Here is a 26,230-nt window from a genome sequence, read left to right as displayed (position 1 = left end):
GGAAAGGAGAGGACTATGAGTTTACGAGGGCGCACTGCGCTCATTGTCGCGGGTGCGGGAATGAATCTGAGCACCTACGGTATCGGCGTGTGGGGCGACAGCGTGCTGCTCTCGAGCGGTTCCTTCGTGGGGCCGGCCCTCGCCGCGCTGTCGGACACCTATCTGCTCTTCTCGGCCCTGGGCCTGTTCGGCGCCCTTATCGCCCGGGTGATTATTGCCGTCGTGTCGGGAGCGAGCAACCATCGCTACCTCGCCTGCGGGCTTGGACCCATGGCGATGGCAGCTGCACTATTCATATCCGGTGTTTGGAACACCTCAGGGCTTCTGGTGGCCCTAGCGGCTTTCTGCGTCGGCTGGAGCTTCGCCTGCCAGAGCCTGTTCTGGGTGACGTCAATCTCTTTCGAGCCCAAGCAGATGCGCACGATCTTCCCTTTGGAACTAGCCTGCGCAGCCGCGTTCAACGGACTGTTCGTCATCGGCTTCATGGACAACCAGGGGCTGTTCCTCGGATTGTGCATCGCCCTTTCCGCTGCCGCCAGCGTAGCCCTGGTGCGCCTTGATCAAAAATGTGAGCAGCCGAAAATGGTGCCCGTAGCGGGATTCTTCGAGAGCCGCTATGTGCCTGCTTTTCGCACCTTTGCTGAGGTGCTGTTCTGCGTGGTGGCCCTTCAGACCATAGCCCCCACTCTGAACTACATGGGTTTTTTGGGAGATCTTTCCCCGATCGAACAGCAGCTGGTCGTAGCAGGAGCCAAGCTCGCCGCCGTCGTGGCCCTCGTAGCCATCCTGCGCTTCTCGAAGGCGCCGCTGCTCTCCGTCCAGGTGTTCAAGGTGGTCACGCCCGTGCTCATCCTGTTACTGTTCGCCGTGCCCTTTGCGCCGGCGCCCTACCTGCTCGGACTGTTGGCAGCGGGTTCTTGCTTGCATTTCGTTGTAATGAACTCGCTGTTCTGCATTGACGCCATCGCTATCGCGCAACGGCACCGTCTTGTGTTCGAGGCGTTCTACGGCGCCGGCTACCTCTTACTCATGGGCTTTTGCTCGGTGCTGGAGAAAGTCATGCCCCAGCTTCTGGCCGCCGGCTCCTCCGCCGAGCTGCTGCTGGTGTTCGGGGTGTTCTTCTCCGTGTACGTGCTCAGCATGGTGCTTGTGCTGGTGCGCAGACGCCGCCGTGATGAGGATGGCGGCGCACTGCCGTCCAACCGTTTTGTACCAGATGCAGACACGCGGAGAGATGCTTCAGCGACGCTCTCGGAAGCAGAGCCTTCCTCGGGCATCGCCACCACCGAAGATGCTCCCGCCCCTCTACCTATTGCCGAACGCGTAGGCATCGTACAACGGAAATTCGGTCTGTCCGACAGGGAGGCCGAAATCGTGCTGCTCATAACACGAGGACGCAACGTGCCAGCCATTGCCGAGGAACTCGTTATATCCCAAAATACCGTGCGCACCCACATAAAGCGCATCTATAGAGCTTGCGGCGCCCACGCTCGCCAAGAGCTTATCGAGCTCTGCGAGACTGCGGAGACCGAAGAGGACTCCCTCTCCCAGGATTAGACTGGATCAGATCGTATCACCAGGTAAATCACCCATTCATCCCGTGAATCACCCATTTTGAGACACCTATCGATCCTCTTTTTGCCCTATTGTCTTCCCGTCGCAAAAAGCGATGAAAGACGAAAAGGAGGGTCTTATGTCGAAGATTACCGAAGGCGGCCTGTCGCGCCGCCAGTTCCTGACCGGCTCGGCGCTCACCGCCGGAGCCGTAGCCTCGCTCGGCTTGGCCGGATGTGCCCCAAAAGCGCCGACGGAGGCACCCGCAACCGGCGAGAGCGATCTAGCAGCCACCGGCGCCGACGGCACTACCGTACGCGCCCATGCAGCCCAGTTGAATCCTCAGTCTGATCCGAAACCGGTATCGAACACCACCTGCCCCTCACTGTTTACCGAGTGGAAGATGGGCTCGCTCACCTTGCCCAACCGCGTGGTGAAATCGGCTGCCGGCTATATCGGCGTCACCTCGCAGGGCATCACTGGCGACTTGCACATGCAGCACTACGGGAAGTTGGCCGCCGGCGGCGCGTCAGTGGTCTACTGCGACGACTTCGCCGAGCTGTACGATCACTTCCGCGCTATTCCCGACGTGGGCAAGTTCACCGACTGGACCGACGAGGATCTGACGGCCTTCGCCAACAACATCAAGGAAAACGGCGCGAAGGCAGGCTACCAGCTAGCCACGATGGGCCTCGTGTTCAGCGGCTTCGAGCCCGATCCGACGGCCATCTTCCAATCCTCCGACTGCATGGATATGACCGCCGAGGAGATCAGCAACCTCATTGCCGACACCATTAAGGCGGCAGCCACCCTGAAGCGCTGCGGCTTCGACTGCGTGGAGGTCAACGCAGCCGGCGAGAATGTCGGCCAGACGTTCATGTCCCGCAATCGCAACAAGCGCGAGGACGATTACGGCCCCCAGACCTTCGAAAGCCGCACGCGCTTCGTCTGCGAGATCGTGCGCGGCATCAAAGCCGAGTGCGGCGAGGACTTCCCCGTGCAAGTGCTCATCAACGGTGTCGAGGAGAACGACAAGGCCATCGGCGACAACGCCTTTTTCACTACCGTTGAAGAGAACAAAGAGATGTGCAAGCTCATCGAAGCCGCCGGTGCCGACTCGCTGCATATCCGCATCGGGCCCTGCGGCCAGCACGTGGCCGAGTTCGCCGGCGACTTGTACTTCTGCGGTACCGGCATCGAGGGAACGACCGGCTATGGTACCCAGTTCGATTTCACGCGCCATTGGCAGGGTATGCTAAAGGCCGATCAGTCGGGCCTCGGCATCATGGTGCCCGTGGCCGCTGAGATCAAGAAAGCCGTGAGCATTCCCGTGGGCGCTGTCACCTACATGGATCCGGCTCGCGATCCCGAGTTCTTCGAGAGCCTCATCGCCTCCGGCGAGCTAGACTTCATCCTGTTGAACCGACCGCTGTCGGTGGACTACGATTACCTGCACAAGCTGGAAGAGGGCCGCATCGATGAGATCCGCCCCTGCACCCGGTGCATGCACTGCCATTGGGATGCAGCCGATGACGGCAACCTCACTTTCAGCTGCCGCACCAACGCCGCCCATCCCTTCCGCTTCGTCACCGGGCAGCTGACCGGCAGCTACGATCCCGAGCCAGCCGCCACGGCGAAGAACGTGGTAGTCGTGGGCGCCGGCCCTGCTGGCCTCGAGGCGGCGCGCGTAGCCGCCGAGCGCGGACACTCCGTGACCCTCTACGAGAAGAAGAGCTCCGTGGGTGGCCTTCTGGAATTCGCCAATAACGTGAAGGGCCCCCATGAGAACCTGTCGGTGCTGCGCAGCTACTTCGAGCGCCAAATGGAAGTACTCGGCGTAAACGTGATGCTGAATACCGAGGCCACTGCCGACATCATCGCCGAGGCCTCCCCCGATATCGTAATCGCGGCCACCGGTGGCGTGCGCGACACCTTGGGGCTGTCCGACACGGCCGGCACCAAGGTGGTGGGCATCGACGACTTCATGATGGCCAACATTGCCGAGGAGGTCGTCATCGTTGGCTCGAACGTGCAGGCCATCGACGCCGCCATGTACCTGCTCGCCCAGGGAAAGCACGTGCAAGTGGTCACGCCAAACGCGGCAAGCGCCATCGGAGCAGGTCACTCGTTCTGGGTGAAAACCTTCACCCAGCCCAACATGAAGGCCTTGGGCGTACGCTTCTGGCCCGAGGCGACTGTGACCGCCGTGAACGACGGCTCCGTCACTGTGAAAACGGCCACGGGCATCGAGCAGGAAATTGCCTGCGGCACCGTAGTCGAAGCCCTGGACTGCCTGCCGAACGACAGCCTCAGCACGGGACTCTCCTGCGAGGTGGTCACCGTCGGCGACGCGGCGCGCCCCTTCAACATCGGCGAAGCCATCTGCTCCGGCAACGCCGCCGCCCGCGCGATCTAGATTCGACCCAAAAGCTCGGCCGCCTAGACGTCGCACTCAATCTCAGTCCTCCCCTTCAATCGGGGCAGCTCCCCCTCCGAGCTGCCCCGATTTTTATCGCCACCTGTAGCCCGGAGCCACTTTTTGGCATCGCCGCTCGGACTTCCCGGCATTTTCTTGGGTCGGGCTGCGGGTATTCTGGCAGAAAGCCGCGTCGGGCTGCGGATTCGGAGCAAAACCCGCAGCCCGACGCGGCTTTTTGCCAGGCAGACTGATGGCGCAGGGGAATTTCCCCCCTTGACGAATCCAACAGCCTTCGGCTACTATGCGCTGTGGGGATACCGCCCGAATTCTCGGACGGACAATGTTTGCAAAAGTCGAACCTCGGGGGCGAGGTTCATCTCTCGCTGCGTGCGAGAGGGAAGACTGCAAGCATTTGTTCAAAGGGCGGATGATATGAAAGACACTTCCTCGTTCCTCGATCTCGCATTAGACGATTCCATGGGCTTCGACCCCCTCGGTGCCTTCGACAATGATGTCGACGACGATGCCGAAGAGGTAACCGAGGGCTATTTGGGCACGCCCCACACCGATGACCCGACACCCGTTGTGGACACCCGTCCCGCGCCCGAGCGCATCGCCGACCTGTTCAGCGCCATGGCGCCGCGCCGACGCACGCTGCTCGGCATGATCACCTTCTGCGCCGCGCCGCAGACCACCGACGCCCTGGACGCCGAGGTGGATCGCCTGCAGGCGGACAACTTCTCCGTGTACTCCCCCGCCTCGCTCGCGAACTTGCTCGAGCGCGCCGGAGCCCTCACCCGCGTGACCGCCGACGGCGAGCCGTACCCCGAGGGCGACCCGGAGCCGGTGCTCGTGGAAGTCGACGGCGTGTCCTACTACGAGGCCGGCGAGGCGCCGGAGGTCTGCTGGCTTGCCACGGCGGACGGCGCGGCCTACGCCGAGGCCGACAAGCCCCTCGACCGCCTGACCGACCTGCTTTCCGAGGACGCGAAGTACACCACGATCTACGAGCGCATTCTCGGCCTTACCGCCCAGGAGAGCGGCGCCTCGATGCCGACCATCAACGAGGCCGTGGACAACGACGAGCTGCTGAAGAGCCCCCGTTTGTACGCGCCCCACTTCATCGACAAGCTGGAGAAATGCGACGCCGTGGAATGGCGCGACAAGAGCTGGCGCATTACCGAGGTCGGCCGCGCGGGACAGCGCATCGTGGCTGACCTCGTAGCGGCCCAATCCGCGCCCGAGGCCCAGGCGCAGGCAGATAAAGCCACTCACGACGCCCAATAACGCGGCGCCTTCCACCGTTTCCTTCCCGGCACCTAAGGGGCGCCCGCGCGCCTCATCGAGAACAGAGGAGATTCCCATGACCGACACCGCAACCACTGCCGCCGCAGCAACCCCCGCCGCCGAAGAGGCGACCGACCTGGCCGCACTCGCCGAGCTCACGGCCCAGCGCTCTGCCGTCTACCGCCTGCTCGCTCGCCTGTATCGCGTGGAGGTGGACGAGGAGTTTTTGGCCGAGCTGAAGGCCATGCGCTTCCCCGCCGCCACGGGGAACACCGCCGTGGACGCCGGCTACCGCGCCATCGCCACCTACCTGTCCGGCGCCGATGCCCATGCCGTCACCGATCTGGCCGTCGATTACGTGCGTGCCTTCATCGGCCATGGCGTCGATGCCTACTCGGCCGCCTACCCCTTCGAGTCGGTGTACACGAGCCCCAAGCGTCTCATGATGCAGGAGGCCCGCGACGAGGTGCTGGCGGTCTACCGCAGCGAGGGCCTGGACAAGCTGCCCAGCTGGAAGGAGTCCGAGGATCACATCGCGCTGGAACTGGAGTTCATGGCCGTGCTCGGCGACCGCATCGTGACGGCGGCCGAGGCGGCCGACGAGGCGGAGGTGGAGCGCCTGCTTTCCACCCAGCGCAACTTCCTGGAGGATCATTTGGCAAGCTGGGCGCCGCTCATGACCGCTGATCTGCGCCGCTTCGCGCAATGCGGTCTCTACCAGGGCCTCGCCAGCCTGACCGACGGCTTTCTGCAGGTGGAAGAGGAGTTCTTCGACGAGATTTTTGAAACCGAGGGCGAATAGCCGCGCAGCCGAAAGACAACATCCAACGAGGTCGACACCGACCATCCATGACGACGAGGGCGAATGAGAGAGGAAGAGAAGACCATGGCAGACACTGAGGAAAAAGCAGCTCCGAAGAAGGAGGGACGTCCCGTCATCACGCGCCGCGCGCTGTGCGTGGGGCTCGGCGGCACGGCGGCGCTTCTGGGCCTGGGCGCGGTGCGCTACGCCGGCAGCGCGCCACTCGTGCGACCGCCCGGAGGCCAGGACGAGGAGGCGCTCGTCTCGGCGTGCATTCGCTGCGAGAAGTGCTACGAGGTGTGTCCGCGCGGCGTCATCGCCCCGGCTCATCTGGAGGACGGCATCCTGAACATGCGCACGCCCGTCATGAACTTCGACGCGAACTGGTGCGATTGGTGCACCGAGGAGAACGGCGGCGAGCCTCTGTGCGTGGCATCGTGCCCCACCGAGGCGCTCAAGGTCGGCTCGACCCCCGAGACCGGCGTGCTCGGCGTGGCGGAGCTCAACCAGGACCTGTGCCTGGCCTACCGCCTCATCGGCTGTCGGTTCTGCTACGACGCCTGCGAGTTCGAGGCCATGGAGCTTGACGAGAACAACCGACCCTACGTGATCGCCGACGCCTGCAACGGCTGCGGGGCCTGCGAGAGCGTGTGCGTCTCGCTGCAGAACGGCTCCATTTCCGCCGGCGCTACCGAGCGCGCCATCATCGTCCGTCCCCTCGAGTCGTAAAGGAGGGCCGCACCTGTGAACACCAAGCGACTCCGTACCATCATTCCCCTCGCCGTCATCGGCGTCATCGGCGTGGGATTCGCCACCCATGTGGGCGTGGGCACGCTGTCGGCCATCGGCTGGCAGGACATCTCGCTTCTGTGCCCCCTGGGCGCGCTCGCGACCATGATCGCCACGAAGACCCTGCTGCCGCGCGCGGTCGTCTCAGTCGTCATCGCGCTCGCCCTCATCCTGCTGTTCGCCCGCGCCTTCTGCGGCTGGGTCTGCCCCGTGCCCGTGGTGTCGAAGATCCGCGGCATCTTCTCGAAGAAGACGTCGAACACCGACATGACCGGTACCGGCGTCTTGCCTGCCGACGAGAACCCGCTGGTGAAGGCGGCGAAGGGATCGGAGGCCGCCGACGCGCCCGCGCCCCTTTCCGCCGACGAGCAAGCGGCCCTCTCCGGCTGCGGCCACAGCTGCTCTTCCTGCGCCGAGAAGCGGGCGACGTTCGATTCCCGCCACGTCATCTTGGGCGGCTCGCTGCTCTCGGCGGCCGTCTTCGGCTTCCCCGTGTTCTGCCTCATCTGCCCCATCGGGCTCACCTTCGCCACCATTGTGCTGGTCATGCGCCTGTTCGCCTTCGGCGACGTGGCCTGGGGCGTCATTCTCGTGCCGGCGCTCTTGCTCGCCGAGGTGGTGTTCTTCCGCAAATGGTGCAGCAAGTTCTGCCCCATAAGCGCGCTCATGAGCCTCGTGGGCAAGGCGAACCGCACCTTCGTGCCCGCCATCGACAATGCGAAATGCCGCGAGAGCGCCCAGGGCACCCCCTGCGAGGTATGCGCAGCCGTGTGCCCCCAGGGCATCAACGTGCGGCATCCCGAGGCCGGCATGAGCTTCTCGGAATGCACCAAGTGCCGCGCCTGCGTGGAGGCCTGCCCCACACGTGCCATCACCATGCCGTTTCTGCCGAAGAAAGCGGCGCCTTCCACCGTCATCGTGGAGGACGACGAGACCGTGCCGGCAGCCTAGGGCAAGCCCGCTCGCGTCGTCACCCCTCCTGCGACGCGAGCGGGGCGCGCGTTTCCGCGACGCCGCGCCCAGGAAAGATCGCCCTGCGCGGTCTTTCCCCGTCAGCCTGCCGCCCGGGGCCGGCTGACGGGGAAAGACACGTGGAACGAGCCCTTTGCGGAAGAGAGGAATGCTATGACGTTGGAACTTGCCCCCACCCCGACCGCTGTGCTTATTGAAGGCGGCGTCGGCTGCGGGAAGACCGCCGCGCTCATCGCGCGAGCGGCGGCGCTTTTGGAAGATGGCGCGGCGCCGGAGGACATGCTCGTGCTGACCGCCACGCCAGATGCAGCCCGCGTCCTAGCCGCACGCCTGATCGAAGTCGTCGGCGAACGCGGAGGCGCGGTTGAGGTCACCTGCACCCGTGATGTGGCCTTAGGACTGCTCGCCAGCGAAGAGGGCCGCGCCTTCAGCGGACGCGCCGGGCGCCTCGTCACGCCGGTAGAGCTCGGCTTCATCATGGAGGACATGAAGGTAAGCGGCCTGAAGCAGCGGCGTTTGCGCGAGATGCTCAAGTTCTTCTACCGCAACTGGACGGAACTGGCCGGCGGCGCCAACGACGATGACCGTTGGCTCATCCCCGGCGAGGAGGCCGATACCCACGCGCTTCTGAAGGACATACTGCGCTTCACCGGCGGCATCCTGGAACCGGAAGCGTCGGCGATGGCCGTGCGCTTTTTGCTCGCATGCCCCGAAGTGCTGGCCAGCGCACAGCGAGCCCACGTGCTCGTAGACGACTACCAGATGCACTCCCGCGCCTCCCAGCATTTAGCGAATCTGCTCGCCCGCGATTCCGTCATTGTGGCTGCCGATCCCGCTGCCGTGGTAGAGGTCTTCGACAGCTACCCCTACGGTGAGGGTATCGGCGAATTCACCCAGGTCAACGAGGGTTGCGAACGCATCGTGCTGAACGAGAGCCACGCCTGCGCGGCGGCTGCGCGAGCCGCAAGCCGCCTGCGCGCATTGCTGGATGCGGGCGCGGCACCCTTGGGCGATGCGGGGGCGGAAAGCGACGCCCCCTCGCCCTCCCAAAGTGCTTCATCCGCGACGTCGGGCACGACGGCCACGCCGACCGTTCCCGACCGCGCAGCAATCGCCGCCTCGTTCACGGCTCTGAAAGCCACCGACCCTGCCGCAGAAATGGCCTCCGTGGCCGACGCCGTGCAGACCGCCCTGGAGGCGGGAGCCGACCCCTCCTCGATTTACGTGCTCGCTTTCCATCCCGCTTGGGAGCGCCGCGTTGCCCGCGCGCTTGAGGCCCGCGGCATTGCGACGGCGACGCCTGTCCGGGGGTATGTGGCCGCGGGCGACTACCGCGACCTTGACCGCTGCGCCCCGGCCCGACTGCTCACGGCCCTCGCGCTGGTCGCCGACGCGCACGACGCCCTGGCGTGGCGCGCCTGGTGCGGTTTCGGCGACTATCTGGCCAACAGCGCGGTATTCGCCGATATGCGCGCCGAGGCCGACGCTCGAAATCAGAGTCTCGTCGCGATGCTCGACGAAGTGGCAGCCGCCGCGCCCGAAGAGGGATTCCCGGGCACCGGCATCGGCCGCGTCCTGGACGCCTACCGCACGGGCCGCACCCTCATCGAGCAAGCCCAGGGTTTGGAAGGCGACGAGCTGATCGGCGCCCTCGCCTCCGCCCTTAACTTGACCGGCGAAAACGGCGAGCACGCGATGCAGCTTGTCCGCGCCCTCACCGCTCCCGAGCCCAAGCCTGTTGTATCCACTTCCGACACCTCTTCCGATGCGAACGCGCCCGTGCCCGCACCGTCAAACGCCGTCGCGCCAACCTCTTCCGAAACGGATACCGCTGCGCCGAGCGACGCCCAAACCCTGATCGCTCGAGCCCGAAACCGTATGAGCGCCCCCGCCTTCGAAGCCGCCGAAGGCTGCGTGCTTGTCGGCGACAGCGCGCATCTGACAGGCCGCGCGCCCGCCATGCTGGTGCTCGCCGGCTTCACAAACGGCTTCTTCCCCACGCGCGACTTCTTCGACGCCACCGTAACCACCCCGGACAAGCAGAAGCTCGTCCGTGCTACCGACACGCGACGCCTCTACGCCGCCGCAGGCAAAGCGACACAGCGCCTTGCGGCCAGCTGGTTCACTTCCATCGGACTCGTAGAGGCCGAGACCCTGAAGCTGGAAATCGGCCGCGTGAAGCTTCGCCGCGGCGAGCGCATCGCCGTCACCACGCCGAGCATCTACCTGGCCGACATCGACCCTGGTGCAGAAAGCCACACCGTCGAAGTCGCCAAAGCCGCAGCCACAGCACCCTCGTCCTAGACCACTCGGAAAAGGCGACACGGCCGCCCCGCCCTCCCCCTCACGCACCCCTCGCGTCGGGACGGCCGCCCTCGCCGCATACGTCGGCCTCGGCATTCATTCGCCCGCCGAGGCCGGCACCCGTCAAGAAAGCCCCCGTCAGGGGAGGCTCGCGCTGCAAGGGATCTGGGGAGCGCGAACCTCCCCCTCCGGGGGCTTTTATTGCCCCCGCATCCCCTTGTCGGCTCATTCCTCATTTGCTCGTCGTGTTTTTCTTACAGAATGGATGACGCAAGATTCTAGAGAACCAAATTGTGCTACAGTTTATCTAACAACGCCGCCATCCTGCGCGGATGGTTGGAAGTCGAGCCGGTGTACCCGCGGTGGCGTGGGAGCTGGCTCGTCGCTTTTATCGAGGCCTGTCGATCGCTGCAAACAATTTCGTGGATCACCGTCGATCTCTCAGTATTTGAACGCTTTGCTTCAGCTCAAACCTCCCCCCCCCAAACGCGGCTCCGTGACAGAAAAGGGCCTTCTCGTGCAGGTTTTTGGACTTATACAGACATTTCCAATCGGGAAAACCAGAGCCCCGAACGCAGCCGTCCATTCCTTGTCGTATTTCCCCTGGTCAGGCGTTAGCCACAGAACGCCTTTCCCTCCATGCCAGCATGCTCCGCGCCCTCGAATGTCTGTATAAGTCGAGAAACGTGCACGAGAGGCCCAGCTTTTGTCACCGCGATGGGAACGGAACTCCTTCCAAGCGGCCGCGACGAACGCCATCGGCGCTAAGCGCCGGCCCGATCCCCCGTGGGCCCGCGCCGCGAACGCAAAAGAGCCCCCGCCGGGGGCCGGTTCGCTGTTTGCAAGGGGGTTTGGGGAAGCGAACCGGGCCCGGCGAGGGCTCTCGGGGAGGGGGCGTCCGGCGCCCGGAGGGAAGGGCGCCGGACTCGTCGGGCTAGTAGAACAAGTACACGGAGGCGCCCACGGAGTAGAAGGCCATGCGCAGGGCCACAGCGCCGACGACGGCCAACGCCACCGTCACGGCGCCCCACAGCTTCCAGTTTCCGGATCTTTTGCCCAGAACGGCTGTTACGATAGGAGCGATGGCGCATATCGCCGCCACGACCGCCATGGCCGCAAACTCTCCGGCAAAGGGCGAGAGCGCCGCCATGTCCACCACGCCCGCCGTAGGGTGCGTGGGGTCAAAATAGGTTCCGACCTCGGTGTAGGCTTCCGTTGATCCTTCCATGACCAGCAGATAGGCCACCGACAGCACCGCGTTGGCCGCAGCGCCGACCACCGCGCCAAGTGCAATGCCCCGACCGACGGCCTCGTCGCGCACCGTCTCGATGACCGCGAACGTGGCCGGCCCGAGAGCGCAGGCGACTCCGAGCAGCGACAGAGGGCCGAGCACCGTGTCCCACGCGGGACGCGCCTCCATCATGTAGGAATGCCCGGTGACGAGCACCGTCACCGCAGACGCTATGACCATCAGCGTAGCAAGCCATTTCGGCGCGGCGACCGCATCGGCCGCTCCCTCCGACTTCCGCAGCATCACGAAAAGGACGACCATGAGCACTGCCATGACCACAATGCACACGAGCTCCTGGGTGATGCCGGAAGTCGGGTTGCCGAAGCCGTTGAAGATGCGCTCCCAGTGCTCCAGATGGAAGAACACCGCAACGCCGCCGATAGCCAGAAGCGCGACCGAGCCGATAAGAGCCGGCAGCTGGGCGCGCTTGCCCTCACCAGCCAGCACTGCCAGCCCTTGAGCGCCGAAGAGTCCTGCCGACCAGGCCACAAAGGTGGTGAACAAGATAAGGGGCCATTGCAATTCCATTATTCTTCACCCTTCCATTCGTGGTTGCGCAGGATGTACAGGAAGCTGGGGTCGTTGCCCACGTTGGGCAAGTGGTGCACATCGGAGTCGGTGTAGGGCTTGGCAATCTCGCCGTAGGTACAGAACTCGCTGTTCACCGCATCGTAGCCGGCATCCCCGGCGATGGACACCTTGCCGGCACCGACAAAGCTGTCGAGCCCCGCATCCAAGTCACCGAAGAAGCGGGCACGGCCACCGCACTGGGCCACGCACTGGGGCAGCTCGCCCTGGGTGATCTTCTGCTCGCAGAGGGTGCACTTCTCCACCACGCGCTCGGTCTCATTCAGGTAGCGCACGCCGTAGGGGCAGGCCATCGCGCAGAACTGGCAGCCGATGCACTTCTCCTTGTCGATCTGCACCGTGCCGTCGGGCAGCTTGTGAGAGGCACCGGTGGGACACACCGCCACGCAGGCGGGGTTCTCGCAGTGCTGGCACGTCACCGGCAGAAAGTACGTGTACACGTCGGGAAACTGGGCCCCTTCCCCATCGGGAAACGGCCCAATGCGCAGGACTTTGTTCCAGAAGGAACCGATCTCCACGCCATTGACGACCTTGCACGCCACGCTGCAGCCGAGGCAGCCCACGCAGCGGTTCAGGTCGGTGAGGATCGCGTATTGGGTCATGGCTTACTCCTCCCCCTCAAAGCTCAGCTTCGCCCACTCCTTCAGGCGCGGGTCGGTGGCGTCGTGAATGATCTCGGTGCCGTCGTTGCCGCAGGGACACGGATTGCCGAACGGCGAGTTCTCGGGCGTAGCCTTGTAGATCTTCACCGGATACGAACGCAAATATGAGGCGCCGCAATGCCGATCGCGCAGATCGCGCGACACCAGGCAGTTCACACCGGACAGCTCGAAACCGTGACCCGATTGGTTCAGCTCGGGATACCACCATTGATGCTCGCAGTTGATGACGCCCGGCTCGATGCCCGCGTAAATGTCGGCCACCTGGCGGATCTTGCCGTTCTCGTTCTCGATCCACACCCAGTCGCCCTGCTTGATGCCGTACTTCGCGGCATCGTCGGGGTGAATCTCCATACGCGGCACGGGCCACTGCTCGCGGCACCACGGCAGCTGGCGATGCTCGGAATGGAAGTACACGGGAATGCGGCGGCCAGTGTTGCAGATGAGCGGGTACTCCTCTTCCAGCTCGGGATGCTCGGTGCGGGAAAGCGGCGCCTCGGCGTAGTTCGGCAGGATGTCGTCGGGGTTCTCGGGGAAGAACGTCTCCATGACCGTGCTCCACAGCTCCATCTTGCCCGTGGGCGTTTGCATGCCCGGCTTCATATCGGGACGCAGCATGCCCAGCTGGTAGCGACGATAGAAGCCCCAGGTGCCCTTCCATTCCGCAGGCAAGACCTTGCAGTCCCACCAACCGTTCTCCTGGAACTCGTCCACCATCTGCTGCCAGGTGAGGCCCGAACCCTTCACGTAGTCGTCGCAGTACTCTTCCTCGGTAGGCCACGGATTGTCGGGGTCGGCCGAGAAGGGCACGCCCATGGCCTTGTACAAGTTGATGTTGAAGTTCAGGTCGTACTCGACCTCGCCGGGACGCTCGACGCACTGCACGTTCAAGCCGAGACCGCCCGAAGCACCCTGCGAGGGACGCGTGGCGTTCGCCTCGATCCAATGCGCGCAGGGAACGAGCAGGTCGGCGCGATCGGAAAGCGGCGTGTGCCAGAAATCGATGCATACGAAGAAGTCGAGGTCCTTGAACGACTCCCAGTTGTACAGGGAGTTGCCCATGTTCATGAAGTCACCGGACTGAGCGATGCCGGCCACGATCGGGTAGGGGTCGCCCGTCTGCATCTGCTCGTAGCAGGCGTTGGCGTCGGCCCAGTACTGCCACCACTTCAAAACAGGGAACTTATCAATGCCGGCGAGCTTGTCCAGCGTTGCCTCGTCCGGATCGGGCGCACCGCCCATGTTGGTGTTGCCAGCGAAGTTCACCTGAACCGGCGTCAGGAAGCTCGTGGTGCCGCCACGGTTGCCACCGGGGGTGTCCCAGTTGCCCGTGATGCCCACCAGCGCGTCGAGCGCGCGGGAATTCTGGATAGCGTTGCAACCGTGCTCGATGGCGAGCATGTAGCCGATGCCGCCGTTGCCGTAACCGGTCTCAGGACGCAGGCGCGTGGCGTAGGTCACCGCCGCTTCCTCAATCTGCTCGGCGGGAATATGCGTGATGACAGACGCCTTGTCGGGAGCGTACTCGGCGCAGCGGGCCTTGAAGTGCTCCCAAACCGGCTTGACCTCATGGACGCTGCCATCGGCAAGAGTCACCTTATAGCTTCCCGTCAGGGCCGGGTCGATGGCCACGGCGAACCCGTCCTCCTCGGTAAAGCCCGTCTGATCGGGCACCCATCCTTGGGCCACACCGGGGAACAGGTTGTTCTGCTGGGCCTCCTTGCCGCGCACCATGCCCTGCTCCATGGACCACGTTTCGCCCTCCCACAGCATCGTCTCGGCGTCGAAGTAGGTGAGGCGGTTTGCCAGGGTGTCCCAGCACATTAGCTTTGAGGGGCTGCCGTCGGGCTTGAGGTCGGACTCAGTCAGAAGGCGCGTCATAGTCTGGAAGAATCCCGCCCGGAACTTCGCCCCCATCGGGCCGGGCGAGGGTTCCATATCCTCCACTACCAAAAACGGCGCATCGGTCCATTTCTTCACGAACAGCTCGTCGAAGAGGTTCTTCTCGATGATGACGTGCATCCACGAAAGCGCCAGCGCGCCGTCGGTCTGCGGATAGAGCGGCTGCCAGATGTCCGACTCCTTGCCCAGGTTCGTCAGACGCGGATCCACCGTGATGAACTTCTGGGCGTGCATAGCCGTATCGACCGTCATGCGGCACGAGTCGTCATAGTTCGACAACTCGGTTCCGCTGCCCCAGCGCACCATCACTTCGGGCTGGTCGACCGTAGCCTGCCAGCTGAAAGCATAGGCCGACTGCATGAGCGTGCCAAAATGGCGCGGGCCCTTGCACACCTGATAAGGAGTCACGCGATTGGGACTCTGGAACAACGCTGGAAACGTGCCATAGGCGCCCATGCACCAGCAACGGCTCGTGCCCGACATCATCATGATGGCCTCGCCGCCGAACTTGTCCATGATCTCGCCGTACTTCTCGGCCATGGTAGCGTAGGCCTCGTCCCAGCTGATGCGTACCCAGCCCGGATCGTCGGCGTCCTTGGGGTTGGTGCGCTTCAAGGGGTACAGCACGCGGTCGGGATGATAAGCCGCTTGGATAGACGATTGCGACTTAGCGCAGCAGTTGCCGCCTGAAGTGAAGCAGCTGGTGTCGCCCTCCACTTTCACGGCGCGGCCGTTCTCCACGGTGACCCACACGCCACACTCCATCTTGCCACAGCCGCGACAGCAGGTGCGGATGCGCTTGATGTCGCTACCTTGGGTGCCCGCGTCCGCCTCAGCAAAGGCAACCGCCGTCCCCGCCGAAAGCCCGGTCGCGATAGCGGTGGCAGCTGAAAGCTTCATGAACGTACGACGTGAGAGCGCTCTTGTCTTCATGATTGCCTCCTCCTATCTTTCTCTTTTCTTCCCCTGTCCTCAAGGGGCACAACGCCAGTATGGGAAGCAAACGGAGGTGTCAGATCGGCGCATTCGGAATACTGATTCCGCGTTGCCCACTGATTCCGCAGAAGCAACGGTAATTCCCAAATAGAATCAACAAGGCGTGGCGCAATAAAGTCGAAAGACCGGCCCGGCGCCTCCTGGCGTTATAATCGGCAAGATATGTAAAGGAACGAGGGGGCATCGCTATTCATATCGAGTATTACAACGAGTTCATCACGCTGGCAGGCGAACTCAACTACCACAATGCAGCCGAGCAGCTGCACGTCTCCCAATCGGCGCTCAGCAAGCACATCGCGGAGCTTGAGCGCTACCACGGCGTACGCCTGCTTGAGCGCGACCGCACCTCCGTGCGGCTCACCGCGAAGGGCGCGGTTTTCCTCGAGCAAGCCAACGAGCTCATGAGCGCCCATGCGGCCCTTATGAATCTTTTCTCCCAAAGCGACGACGCGCCCGCGCTCTCCATCAGCGGCGTGCTGGACAGCCCTATCGACTTCCCCTTGGTTTCACGGGTGATTGAGCTGTGTCAGGAAGAGGGCATGGCGAAGATGCCGACCTTTCTTCCCTGCGAGTCGGTGTCCCTATCGGATCAAGTCGATATCCTCCGTCGCGGCGAGGCCAATTGCGCTCTTATTTTCACTACACCCGACGTCGTCGGTGAGCTGCCCAAAGACGCCGAGCTGCAAAGCCGTGAGGTGTTCCGCATCCCCATGGACGCCATCGTGCAGCGCGACCACCCCCTTGCCGATCGCGACCACCTCACCCTGGACGACCTGAACGCCCAAACGATCATCCGCATCATCGGCCCGCGCTTTTCCACGGCATGGTCGAGCCTTGAGGCGCAGCTGTCCCGCGCCGCCATCCACGTGAAGACGAAACTTGCACCCGCCTCGTCGGCCTACGAGTACGTTACTTGGAACCCCGAAGAGGCCGTTCTGCTCGTCCAACGCGCTCCCGTGTTCTCCACCGCCATGCAAAGCGCCAGCTGTTTGCGCATTCCCATCGAGGACGAGCGTTTGCGTCTGCCCCTCACCGCCATCTATCCCGCCGGCGCGCCTTCGCAGGAGTTGTCCACCTTTCTCGACAAGTTGGAGCAGACATACCGGGAGGCTTTCGACCCGTCGTAACCAGAGAGGACTCTCCAGGGCGAGCGCTCGATCCGACAGAAAGAGCCCGCGGTTCTGAATGAACCGGGGCTCTTTTGCTCGCCGCTGGAGGGAGGATCGGGGCGGCGAGGCGCTAGATGCCGTCGACGCAGTTGCGTGCGGCCACGTAGGAGAGCGTCGTGGAATGGCCCGAGAGGCTCATGGGCACCTGCGGCGCGTAGATGTTGCCGTAGAAGCAGCCGGCCGGGTTGCCGCCGGCGTACAGGCCGGGGATCGCCTGGCGGTTCACATCGAGCACGTGCAACGCCGTGTCGATTTCCAGGCCGCCCACCGTCGTCATCCAGGAGGAGCCCATCTCGGCGGCGTAGAACGGCGGCGTGTCGATGGTGGTCATCCACTCCGCGGGCTTGTAGAAGTCGTCGTCGGAGCCGACGGCGCACAGCTCGTTGTAGCGGGCGAGCGTCTCCTTGAACTTCTCGCCGTCGAACTTGCCGTTGTCCCATTCGGGGGCGTTCATCTTCTCGACGAGCTCGTCGATGGTGTCGGCCTTGATGAGAAGGCCCGCCTCCACCATCATCTCCGAATGCTCGTCGGTATCGATGCCATCCACAAGCCGGTCGAATTTGTGCGGCTTCACCTTGGTCTCGGAGTCGCCGTCCCAGAAGGCCCAGAACAGGCCCTCCGGCTGCTTGTCGATGGTAGGTCCGCTCATGAAGTAGCCGATCTCCTCGTTCATGAAGCGCTCGCCCTTCTGGTTCACGTAAAGCACCGGAGCGAGGGCGTTGGAAGGAAGGGCCCATTCCACCCACGGGGTAATGAAGGCCTGGGACTCGGTCTGCATCATGCGCTCATCGCTGCGCATGACGGCGGCCGGCGCCACCGTCCCCATCATATGGGACACGTACTGACCCGGATCCTCCATCTTGGCGCCGACCCACACGCCCATCTTGTGGCCGTCGCCGGTCATCCACTTCTGCCAGGTGCGGCAGGTGCGCAGCCCGATGGGATAGTAGTAGCCGACCATCTCGTCGTCCCAGTCGAAGCCGCCAGTGGCGAGGACGACGCCCTTGGCCGCGTTGATGCGCACGTAGCCGTCGGGTCCCTTGGCAATGCAACCGGTCACGCGCTTGGCCGGGTCGTCCTCCCAGCCCTCCTCGCGCTCGAGTTGCTCGGCCGTGGTGTTGAATAGAAACTCGGCGCCGGCGTCGACGGCGTGCTGGTAGACGGGCGTGAGCCAATCGGCATCCGAGAGGTCGGGGCGCCCCCACAGGCACACGCCCGGCGCCTCATTCTCGCCCACCTGGTGCTGCAGGGCGTACATGTTCCAATAGGAGTCGCTGTAGATGCCGCCCGTCTTCTTCATGTCCTCGGCGCTCTCAGCCACGGTGTCGAAGTGCTTGTAGTAGCCGTAGTAGCCGCCCACGCGCACGGGGATGCCAGAGGCCTCGATGATGTCGGTGAGGTAGTCGCCCGCCTCACCGGATTCGTCCAGCCACAGCCTCACGATATCCTGCTTCGATGTGGCGTTGGCTCCACCGAAGATATCCTTGACGATGACGGCCTTCTCCTCCTCGGTGCACAGCACGCCCAGCTCCTTGAGCTTCTTCGTGCCGAACCACGACATACCAGTCGGACGCGTGGCGCAGGGCGCCGACCCCTTCTCGACGCAGATCACCTTCGCTCCCTTGTCGGCCGCGATGGCCGCGGCGGGGCAACCAGAGATGCCGGCGCCGATGACCAGCACGTCACAATCGATCGTCGAGGCAATCTCGTCCTCGGGAACGGGATCGGGCTTGGCCATGGAGGCCGGCAGCGTCTGGCCGTTCAGCTCGATGGTTTTCGATGCTCCGCCCCCGACTGTCGAGGCCAAAGCGTCGTCTTTCGCCTCCGTCGGCGAAGTCGGTGCGCAACCGCTGATGCCGACAGCAGCCGTAGCCGCCGCAGCCAATCCCGCTCCTTTGAGGAAGCTCCTTCGAGAAACATCGTTTTTCATCGCAATTCCCTTTCAAATCGTCCTTCTTTGCCCTCGGCCTTTCCTCGGGCGATAAAACGATCTTAAAGGGATGCTTCGGTTACGCCTCTTTCGCTTCGGGAGCGCTGATTCGCTTTTGGCCAGATCACCGCTTGCAGCAATCACCGCCCACGAATCGGAATCAACGGGCCAGCGACTCGGTTCTTTGCTTCTCTACCGTTCGTAGACGTTGGGGACGCCGAGGAGGTCGCTCATGGCGTTCACGATGGACTTCGGGTCGTTCACCTTGCGCTTGCGGGGCTTCATGGGAATGCGCTCCGAGCGGCCGCGCTTGGTCACGTCCGTAGCGAACACGTCGGTCGAGAGGGTCAGCGCGCCCGTGGGGCAGATGTCCTCGCAGCAATGGCACTGCACGCAGCGGCCCGTGTAGTGGTCAATGCCGAAGGGCTTGCCGGTCTCGGCGGCGGTGGTGGCGTCGCCGAACTTGCGGATGGCCTCGGTGGGGCAGAACGTGGCGCACATCTGGCAGGAGGCGCACTTCTCGCCGTCGATGATGACGTGGCCGAACAAGCGCGTGTCGATCATGACATCTTCCGGGCTACCCAAATTGCTGAGAGCCAGAAGCAGCCGCCCGCGGCGCTCCGGCAAAAAGTGGGGGAGCGTGCCGTCCTCGGCCACTTTCGCGAACTTGGGCTCTTCCGGCTCTTCGGCGCCCAGCTTCTCGCGCACCACGTGCTCTGCGGTGATGGCGGCCGCAGCGCGGGCCTCGTCGCGCACCGACGAGAAGAACCCGCGGCGGCCCGTGTCGAACTCCGCGGGCTCCGTTCGGCGCACCGAACGAGGCAACTTGCTCGTGAGCTTCACCGACACGTCGCTCCCCCAGGTCTCCAGCAGCAGCGCGGCGGTGTCGCGCACCAGTTGAGCCGCGCGGTCAGGCGGAGCGCCCACCGTCTCGGCAATCTCCACGGCCTCCGTGGCCTCGGCATTACCCTCTGCCGTCGTCCCTTCGCCGGAGCCGGCACCTGCGACCGAGCCTTCCGCAGGCCCGGCCACCAGCGCGACAGACGTCGCGCCGCCCGCAGCGAGCACGGCGATGAGGCTCTCGTCCACCCGACCCAGGCTCTTCACCACGACCACCTTCGCCGGGTCGTACTTGCCCTCGGCCGCCGCCTGCATGGCCGCGTCCATGATGACCGCCGCGCCGTCGTTGGCCTGCATGGCCGCCACAGCCGCGCGCAGAAGCTCCTTGTCGTCGGGCTTCTTCGACTCCAGCGCCGCCGTCGGACACACGGTAGCGCAGGTGCCGCAACCGACGCAGCGCTCGGGGGCCACGACCAAGTCGTTGCCTTCCACGAGAATGGCACCCGTAGGACACGCCTCGGCGCAGCGACGGCAGGAAGCGTTGCGATTGCGCACCACTACGCACCGGCTCGGTTGCACGGCCAGCGACTGGCTCTCAAGCTTCTCGAAAAGTCCCAGAATGTTGTCCATGGATATCCTCTCCCGCTAACCGCTGCATGGCGCAACAAAATACGGCCGGCCTTGCACAGCCGATCCGCCTGGCGCCTCGATATCCATGTCAAAGATCAAAGAGGGCCGAATCGTTGCGGTCATGGTGGTTCCTTCCACAAATCATCGTCCCCAAACCCACTGCTCAGTATGGCGAAAACACCCCGCTCTGTCAACGGGAAGGCGGCGCAAAGTCGGCAAGGCAAAGCGGCTTCCTGCGGCTCTCGCATCCTACCGCCAGCCCACTGTCAGGACCGACGTCGCCGGAGACGATTCGGAAATCTCCCAGCACACCGACGTCGTCGCCTCAAGCAGGGCGGCGTCGTGGGACACGAGCAGCAAGGCGCCGGGGAAGGCGGCCAGAAGGCGCTCCAAGGCCTCGACGGAATGGAGATCCAGGTAGTTGGAAGGTTCGTCCATGATGATGAGCTCCGGTTCATCGAGTATCCCGAGGCCGAGCATGAGCTTGCGCATCTCGCCCGGGCTCGTTCGCTCGCCTTCCACCAAGCGATCGGGATCGGAATTGAGCGCCGCGGCCACCGCCAGCACCCGCCCCCGACTGCGCGAATCGAGGGAGGCCAATCGAGAAAGCGCGTCGCGGCACTGCTCGGCGGTGGGCTCCTGCGGGATGACGAGCACCCGCGCGGTCGGGTCGATCCGCCGTGCCACCTCACTCACCAACGTGGTCTTCCCGGCACCGTTGGGGCCGGTCAGGGCGATGTGATCGGTGTTCCCGATGGAAAGCGGAGGCACGAGAAGCTGACGCTCCCCCAGAGCCAGCGTCATTTCCGGCTGACGGTAAAGAACCTTACGCGCACTCGGCTCGGCGCGCATCCACAAATCGCCGTCGTAGCGCTTTTCCACCTTCACCCGCGCCAGCGTCTCCTCGACACGAGAGAGGCGGCTCTCCATACGGGAGCTGAGCTTGCCGGCCACGCCATCCTTTCCCGTGTAGACGGCCAGCTTGACGCGCTCTTTCCCGCTATGATCCTTCGGATCGAGGTTGCGACAGCTGCGCATGCCGGCCGCGCGCGAGGCCTCCTCCCGACGGCGCTGGGCCTCCCCTGCGAGACGTTTTTTCTCGCGCCTCGCCCGTTCGCGCTGGCGAAGGGCCGTTCCCCGTTCGAGTTCCTCCTGATCGCGCCCTTGGCTGTAGCCGCCGGGCCGCGCCGTCAGACGACCCTCTGCCATGAACAGGCACTGCACGCAAAGGGCATCGAGCAGGGCGCGATCGTGGGAAATCAGCAGGCCCACGCCCTTGAAACGCGCGAGAGCCGCCGTGATTGCCTCACGGGTCGGGGCATCAACGTGGTTGGTGGGCTCGTCCATAACAAGCAAATCGGGACGCTGCCAGAGCGCGCAAGCCACTTGCAGCCGCTTTTGCTGGCCGCAGGACAAGGTGTCGTAGCGCCACGGCCAATCGTCTTCCACGCCTAAATCACGGCGAAGGGCCACGGCGTCGCGGTCGTAGGCGGCCGCGAAATCATAGAGCGCGTCCGGTTCCGCACTCGCGTCCTGCTCGCAGTAGACGCTGAACAGGTGCGGCGCCACCGTGCCCCTATCGGGAGTAAGCCGCCCGCATGCAATGCGCGCGAAGGTCGATTTGCCGCATCCGTTGTCGTCCACCAGCCCCGTCCAGCCCCAGGGCAGCGTGGCCGACACGTCGCGCAACACGGGATCGACGCACGAAGGATAGGCGTAGGCAAGATGCTGAAGTGATAGTTGCATGAGAACCTCCTTGCAAGGAGGCCATGCGCTGGCGCGCAGGAAAAGACAGAGCTAACGATGCGGCACCCGCGAGCATGGCCGTAGAGTCATACCGATAAGGGGCGCCCAAAGGGGCATCGTTAGTTCTTCATGCGCCGAATCCTCTCTCGTGCCGGCGCTTGCCAAAGGCTCCGGCGGAACAGTGCCCCTATTTTGGCGAGGGCGCACCGCTTTGTCAAGGTGGAAGCATGCGGCAATGCGCAGGGTTCGAAATGCCGCGGCGAGATTTCCTCTTGACGGCTGTGTATAGGTGTGTATATACTGTGTATGTAGGGTATATACACTATTCACGCTCTCGCCGTGCCCGGGACGCCGGGGCGGCGAGAGCCGAAACCAGGACGGCACATCGCCGCACCTTCGACGATCGTCCCAAGGACGAGCGCTGCCGGGGCTTGCGATACGCCGTCTGCGAAAGAGGCACCTTGGACATCATCATCTCAAACGGAAGCAGCGAGCCCATCTACGAGCAGATCACGCGCCAGATCAAAGCCGCCATCATGGCCGGCGAGCTAGCCGAGGGCGACCCCCTTCCCTCCATCCGCGCCCTGGCGAACGATTTGCGCATCAGCGTCATCACCACCAAGCGGGCCTACGCGGAGCTGGAAGAGGCCGGCTTTATCGACACCGTGCAGGGCAAGGGTTCCTTCGTCGCCGGAGGAAACCTGGAGCTTCTGCGCGAAGAGCGGCTGCGCCAGGTGGAGGGACACCTCGCCCGCGCCGTGGCCGAAGCGGAAAACGCTGGTATAGAAGCCGCCGATCTGCACGCCATGCTGGATGTGCTGCTGGAAGAAAACTGAACGAGGAGCGAACATGACTTACCTCATGGAAATAGACAACCTGGGCAAGCGCTACGACGACTTCGAGCTTTCCGGCGTGAGCCTGGCCGTGGAACCGGGCTGCGTCGTCGGCTTCATCGGATCGAACGGCGCCGGCAAGACCACCACCATTAAGGCGACCCTTGGCATCATCGCCGCAGACGCAGGCACCGTGCGCCTGTTCGGGGAGCCCGTTACCTGCGGCAGCGCGGCGCTGGACGCCATCAAATCCCGCATCGGCATCGTGCTGGACACCTGCGCCTTTCCCGACACCTGCCGCGTGTGCGATGTGGGCGCTATCGGGCGGGCAGCCTACCGCGAATGGGACGCCGCCCAGTTCGCCGCGCTGTGCGACCGCTTCAACCTGACCCCCAAAAAGAAGGTGAGCGAGCTCTCCCGCGGCATGGGCATGAAGCTGACGCTGGCCTTCGCGCTCTCCCACAACCCGGAGCTGCTCGTACTGGACGAGGCCACCGCCGGGCTCGACCCCATCGCCCGCGACGAGGTGCTCGACCTGCTGCGCGACTTCATGGCCGAGGGCGACCGTGGCATCCTCATGTCCACCCACATCACCTCCGATTTGGAGAAGATCGCCGACGAGGTCGTCTGCGTCGATGCCGGACGCATCGTGTTTACGGCCCCCAAAGACGCCATCACCGACGAGGCCGGCGTGGCCCGCTGCCGCGCCGCCGATGTGACCGCAATCATGGACGCCGGCTTCTTTGCCCCCGGCGAGGCCCGCATCCTGCGCCACGACTACGGCTGCGACGTGCTCGCCCCCGATCGCTTCGCCTTCGCCCGCGCCTTCCCCGACATTCCGGTGGACAAGGCCACCATCGAAGACTACATGACCCTCACCTTGAAGGGAGAATCACGATGAAAGCCATAATCGTTTCCGACTTCGCCGTTCTGCGGAGTGCTCTTCTGCAACTGCTGGGCATCTGCTTGGTCATAGCCTTGTTCATGGGGTACGTCATGGGCGCGGTGGACACAGCAGCCGCCATCGCCGCCATGATTCCCTTCACGGGCCTGTTCAGCCTCGCCGCCTATGACGAGCAGAACAACTGGGAGCGCTTCCGCCTCACGTTGCCCCTCACTCGCCGCCAAGTGGTGTTCGGACGCTACGCCTCCATCGCCCTTCTCACGGTGGGATCCCTAGCCTTGGCTCTCGTGCTGGGCCTGGGAATTGCGGCCCTGGCGGGGCTCCTGCCGGCGGAGTGGCTGCCCGAGAGCCTCTCGCCGTCTGAAAACACTCCTGAAATGATCGTAGGATCCACCGTAGGCGGCGTGTCCGTCGTCGCCATCGCCATGGCAGTGGCGATGCCCGTCATCACGCGCTTCGGAATGACGAAGGCCGCCCGCATCGTTCCTATTATCGTGGTTCTCATCGTCGCCTTCGCTGTCGCCTTCTTCGGCAACGGCGTCCAGCTCACCGGCGTCCTCGCCGACCTCGTGCAGTGGCTCGACACCGGCAACAACTACCTCTTCCTCGCCGCCGCCCTGGCGGTCGTCGTCGCCCTCATCTACGTGGCCAGCGCCTTCGTCGCCGCCAAGCTCTACGAGAAGCGCGAGTTCTAGCCTCAGAAGCCCGAGGCGCCTTCCGTGCGCAAAAAAGTGCGATTGTGCGAGTCCTAGCCCCCTTTTTCGGGGCGTCGTGCAGAGAAAAGTGCGATCGTGGGGGTGCGAACGTTTTTCCGGACGGCCTAGGCGGCCACTCCAATGAACTTGCTGCCTCCTTGTCCACTCGCAAGTCCCTGGTTTCTATGAGTCGTGTGGCAATTGTAGTTTGAAAGGTTATTTTTTCGCATCAATCCAGTTCGTTCGCTCCGCCTTTTACTAAATCAATGAGACGCTGCCTGCCGTTAACGCCCGTTTTGGAGTAAATGCGACTGATATGATTTTTCACCGTGCTGGTAGAAAGAAATAAAGCGGAGGCAATGTATGGGGCGCTTCTTCCGCTAACGTATTCACGAAGAATCTGGGCTTCGCGCTCCGATAGGCCGTAGATTTCAACAATTTCATCAACTCTCTTATTGAACGTCACCTCTTCGGAGGCATGAGTGAAGCTGGATTTGAAAATCTTCCTATATGTCATGTAGGTAGCGAAGAGCGTGATAAGGATTACGGCGGCAAGCACCGTCATTGCGCAAAGCGCGATTTGTCCATGCGAAAGCGCTTCGTTAGCGCTTCGCTGGACGATGACGACAGTTGCATTTCCCAATAGCCTTCCCATCCAGGATACGGCATCAGTCAATCCCATCAACAAACCGGCTGAAAGGGGCGTCTGCTCGCTCTTGGCTGCTTTGAAGCAAAACAGCCAGCATGCAACATGGAAAAATATAGTCAAAACCCTTGAGAAGAGTACGGGGAGGAAGGTGAGCTCAGAGTTGATAGCGGAAGAAACTACGAGAACGAAAGAAGCAAATGCGACGAAAAAGAACGAGGCGTCTACTCCAATTTCCTTCCCGAACATGTACGCGCAAACGAATAGAAGTGGCGCGGCGATGTTCCCTACGAAAGAGGCTGCTTCTCGATATACGAAAAGCTCCGGAACATCCCAAGACACAAGCTCGAACACTCCGAATAGGCTGGGGGCGAGTGCCGTCCCTCCTATCGCCACGATCAGCAACGGCAGGACGTTCCGATTGGCGCTTCCGTTCGCTCCGAATGCTCTTCGGGGGAAAGCCTCGTCGGAAAGATTGAAAGTAGACCTGTTGGCAAATCTTATGAGCGTGATAAGGACGAGAGCCGCGAAGATGCAGAGCGCCGACGCCTTCGTGCCTCCTGCGTCTACGGAAAAGAAAGCGCACGATATAAAGTAGGCGATCGTTTGGGATGCGGGGACAATGTATTTGAGCTGGTTCCATTCAAGTTTCGAGGCAATGGCTCCGACAAAGACGGTGCTTACCGTAGTAGCAAAACCAAACGAAAGATAGTAAACGCCTACGTAAGCGAAGGCATCGGACAGAAGACCGAGAATGGGCGACATGAGAAATACGAGCGTCGAAGCGCACCAAAAAAGAAACAGCCTCCTGAGATTAATTCCAGCAAAGAGGATGTACAGCGGAAGCAGAATCGAGCAGACGGCGCGAGTTAGGCTCAGCGAAGCTCCTTGAAAAAAATCATTGCCAATCTCCATAGGGCTTTGCAGGATGCTTGTCGCCCCAAGAAGAGACAGTGCCGCGAGCGCCCATATGACTTCGCGGCTTGGGAGGCGGCTTGTTATTGAATCTCTCGAGAAGGCCAACAATCTTATCCTCTCTCTTGAGCCAAGTACAGCGGTCTGATGTTTTGCCGTTCGCGCTGGAAGGAGATCCATGGCGCGATAACGACAAGCCTCAAGTCTTCGATTTTCGGGAAAAGCTAAAACAGCTGTTTTGAAGTATACACATTCGAAGTCCCGCTGTTAAACCACCATTGACATAGACCCACTTTCGGTACACGCGGAAAGGGGCCTCCCGCTACGATGCGATTGTCGAGAAAGCACCGGAGAGGAGG

Annotated in this window: 18 protein-coding genes and 1 pseudogene; 12 read left to right on the top strand and 7 right to left on the bottom strand. The window is 63.2% G+C overall.

Features of this window, described 5'->3' with window-relative positions:
• The first annotated feature begins 15 nt into the window (after positions 1-15).
• The 7 genes from ACW4LP_RS07975 to ACW4LP_RS07945 all read left to right on the top strand — a co-directional run bounded on the left by ACW4LP_RS07975 (position 16) and on the right by ACW4LP_RS07945 (position 10,127).
• Positions 16-1,557 (top strand): helix-turn-helix transcriptional regulator, encoded by a 1,542-nt coding sequence (locus tag ACW4LP_RS07975; protein WP_455803700.1) that lies wholly within the window; start codon positions 16-18, stop codon positions 1,555-1,557.
• A gap of 136 nt (positions 1,558-1,693) precedes the next feature.
• Positions 1,694-3,970, top strand: a complete 2,277-nt coding sequence (locus ACW4LP_RS07970) for an oxidoreductase (RefSeq protein ID WP_302234199.1) — start codon at positions 1,694-1,696, stop codon at positions 3,968-3,970.
• A 435-nt stretch (positions 3,971-4,405) separates the two neighbouring features.
• Positions 4,406-5,260: a hypothetical protein gene (locus ACW4LP_RS07965; RefSeq protein WP_302404729.1), complete on the top strand. Its 855-nt coding sequence runs from the start codon at positions 4,406-4,408 to the stop codon at positions 5,258-5,260.
• Positions 5,261-5,336: 76 nt separating this feature from the next.
• On the top strand, positions 5,337-6,062 hold the full coding sequence (locus tag ACW4LP_RS07960; protein ID WP_302404730.1) for a TorD/DmsD family molecular chaperone: 726 nt from the start codon (positions 5,337-5,339) through the stop codon (positions 6,060-6,062).
• An 84-nt stretch (positions 6,063-6,146) separates the two neighbouring features.
• Complete coding sequence (locus ACW4LP_RS07955) at positions 6,147-6,791, top strand: 4Fe-4S dicluster domain-containing protein (RefSeq protein WP_302404732.1); 645 nt, start codon at positions 6,147-6,149, stop codon at positions 6,789-6,791.
• 15 nt (positions 6,792-6,806) lie between these two features.
• Positions 6,807-7,802 carry a 4Fe-4S binding protein gene (locus ACW4LP_RS07950; RefSeq protein WP_302404733.1) on the top strand — a complete coding sequence of 332 codons (996 nt, stop codon included), beginning with the start codon at positions 6,807-6,809 and terminating at the stop codon, positions 7,800-7,802.
• A gap of 174 nt (positions 7,803-7,976) precedes the next feature.
• Positions 7,977-10,127: a UvrD-helicase domain-containing protein gene (locus ACW4LP_RS07945; RefSeq protein ID WP_302404734.1), complete on the top strand. Its 2,151-nt coding sequence runs from the start codon at positions 7,977-7,979 to the stop codon at positions 10,125-10,127.
• Positions 10,128-11,061: 934 nt separating this feature from the next.
• Here the strand turns inward: ACW4LP_RS07945 and ACW4LP_RS07940 are convergent.
• Genes ACW4LP_RS07940 through ACW4LP_RS07930 form a run of 3 tightly spaced genes read right to left on the bottom strand, consistent with a single transcriptional unit; the run spans position 11,062 to position 15,500 of the window.
• Positions 11,062-11,946: a dimethyl sulfoxide reductase anchor subunit family protein gene (locus tag ACW4LP_RS07940; RefSeq protein ID WP_302404735.1), complete on the bottom strand. Its 885-nt coding sequence runs from the start codon at positions 11,944-11,946 to the stop codon at positions 11,062-11,064.
• Positions 11,946-12,608 (bottom strand): 4Fe-4S dicluster domain-containing protein, encoded by a 663-nt coding sequence (locus ACW4LP_RS07935; RefSeq protein ID WP_302404736.1) that lies wholly within the window; start codon positions 12,606-12,608, stop codon positions 11,946-11,948. The genes ACW4LP_RS07940 and ACW4LP_RS07935 overlap by 1 nt, the downstream gene beginning before the upstream one ends.
• A gap of 3 nt (positions 12,609-12,611) precedes the next feature.
• A complete protein-coding gene (locus ACW4LP_RS07930) occupies positions 12,612-15,500 on the bottom strand; it encodes a molybdopterin-containing oxidoreductase family protein (protein ID WP_418379998.1) in 2,889 nt (962 codons plus the stop codon).
• Between the two features lie 245 nt (positions 15,501-15,745).
• On the opposite strand from ACW4LP_RS07930, the pseudogene ACW4LP_RS07925 reads away from it, so the two are divergent.
• Together ACW4LP_RS07925 and ACW4LP_RS07920 are read left to right on the top strand one after the other, a co-directional pair.
• Positions 15,746-15,874: pseudogene (locus ACW4LP_RS07925) on the top strand (helix-turn-helix domain-containing protein); the annotation flags it as partial.
• 90 nt (positions 15,875-15,964) lie between these two features.
• Positions 15,965-16,690 carry a LysR substrate-binding domain-containing protein gene (locus ACW4LP_RS07920; RefSeq protein WP_418379997.1) on the top strand — a complete coding sequence of 242 codons (726 nt, stop codon included), beginning with the start codon at positions 15,965-15,967 and terminating at the stop codon, positions 16,688-16,690.
• A gap of 112 nt (positions 16,691-16,802) precedes the next feature.
• On the opposite strand, the gene ACW4LP_RS07915 is transcribed toward ACW4LP_RS07920, so the two are convergent.
• The 3 genes from ACW4LP_RS07915 to ACW4LP_RS07905 all read right to left on the bottom strand — a co-directional run bounded on the left by ACW4LP_RS07915 (position 16,803) and on the right by ACW4LP_RS07905 (position 21,878).
• Positions 16,803-18,662 (bottom strand): FAD-dependent oxidoreductase, encoded by a 1,860-nt coding sequence (locus ACW4LP_RS07915; RefSeq protein WP_022740725.1) that lies wholly within the window; start codon positions 18,660-18,662, stop codon positions 16,803-16,805.
• Between the two features lie 192 nt (positions 18,663-18,854).
• Positions 18,855-20,132 (bottom strand): 4Fe-4S binding protein, encoded by a 1,278-nt coding sequence (locus ACW4LP_RS07910; protein WP_455803699.1) that lies wholly within the window; start codon positions 20,130-20,132, stop codon positions 18,855-18,857.
• Between the two features lie 249 nt (positions 20,133-20,381).
• Positions 20,382-21,878 (bottom strand): ATP-binding cassette domain-containing protein, encoded by a 1,497-nt coding sequence (locus tag ACW4LP_RS07905; protein WP_418379996.1) that lies wholly within the window; start codon positions 21,876-21,878, stop codon positions 20,382-20,384.
• Positions 21,879-22,339: 461 nt separating this feature from the next.
• Between ACW4LP_RS07905 and ACW4LP_RS07900 the strand changes: the two genes are divergently transcribed.
• From ACW4LP_RS07900 to ACW4LP_RS07890, 3 genes are read left to right on the top strand one after another with little or no spacing between them, the layout of a single operon-like run.
• On the top strand, positions 22,340-22,714 hold the full coding sequence (locus tag ACW4LP_RS07900) for a GntR family transcriptional regulator (RefSeq protein ID WP_114539498.1): 375 nt from the start codon (positions 22,340-22,342) through the stop codon (positions 22,712-22,714).
• Positions 22,715-22,727: 13 nt separating this feature from the next.
• The gene (locus ACW4LP_RS07895; protein ID WP_418379995.1) at positions 22,728-23,612 is read left to right on the top strand and encodes an ABC transporter ATP-binding protein; all 885 of its coding nucleotides are present in this window, start codon (positions 22,728-22,730) and stop codon (positions 23,610-23,612) included.
• Positions 23,609-24,310 (top strand): ABC-2 transporter permease, encoded by a 702-nt coding sequence (locus ACW4LP_RS07890; RefSeq protein ID WP_418379994.1) that lies wholly within the window; start codon positions 23,609-23,611, stop codon positions 24,308-24,310. Before ACW4LP_RS07895 ends, ACW4LP_RS07890 begins: the two co-directional genes overlap by 4 nt.
• 229 nt (positions 24,311-24,539) lie before the next feature.
• On the opposite strand, the gene ACW4LP_RS07885 is transcribed toward ACW4LP_RS07890, so the two are convergent.
• Positions 24,540-25,871, bottom strand: a complete 1,332-nt coding sequence (locus tag ACW4LP_RS07885; protein WP_418379993.1) for a response regulator transcription factor — start codon at positions 25,869-25,871, stop codon at positions 24,540-24,542.
• Positions 25,872-26,230: the final 359 nt, after the last annotated feature.

It is taken from the genome of Adlercreutzia sp. CNCM I-6215, assembly GCF_977072315.1.
The sequence above is the reverse complement of the archived record's forward strand: the minus strand, read 5'-3'. Positions and strand labels throughout refer to the sequence as shown.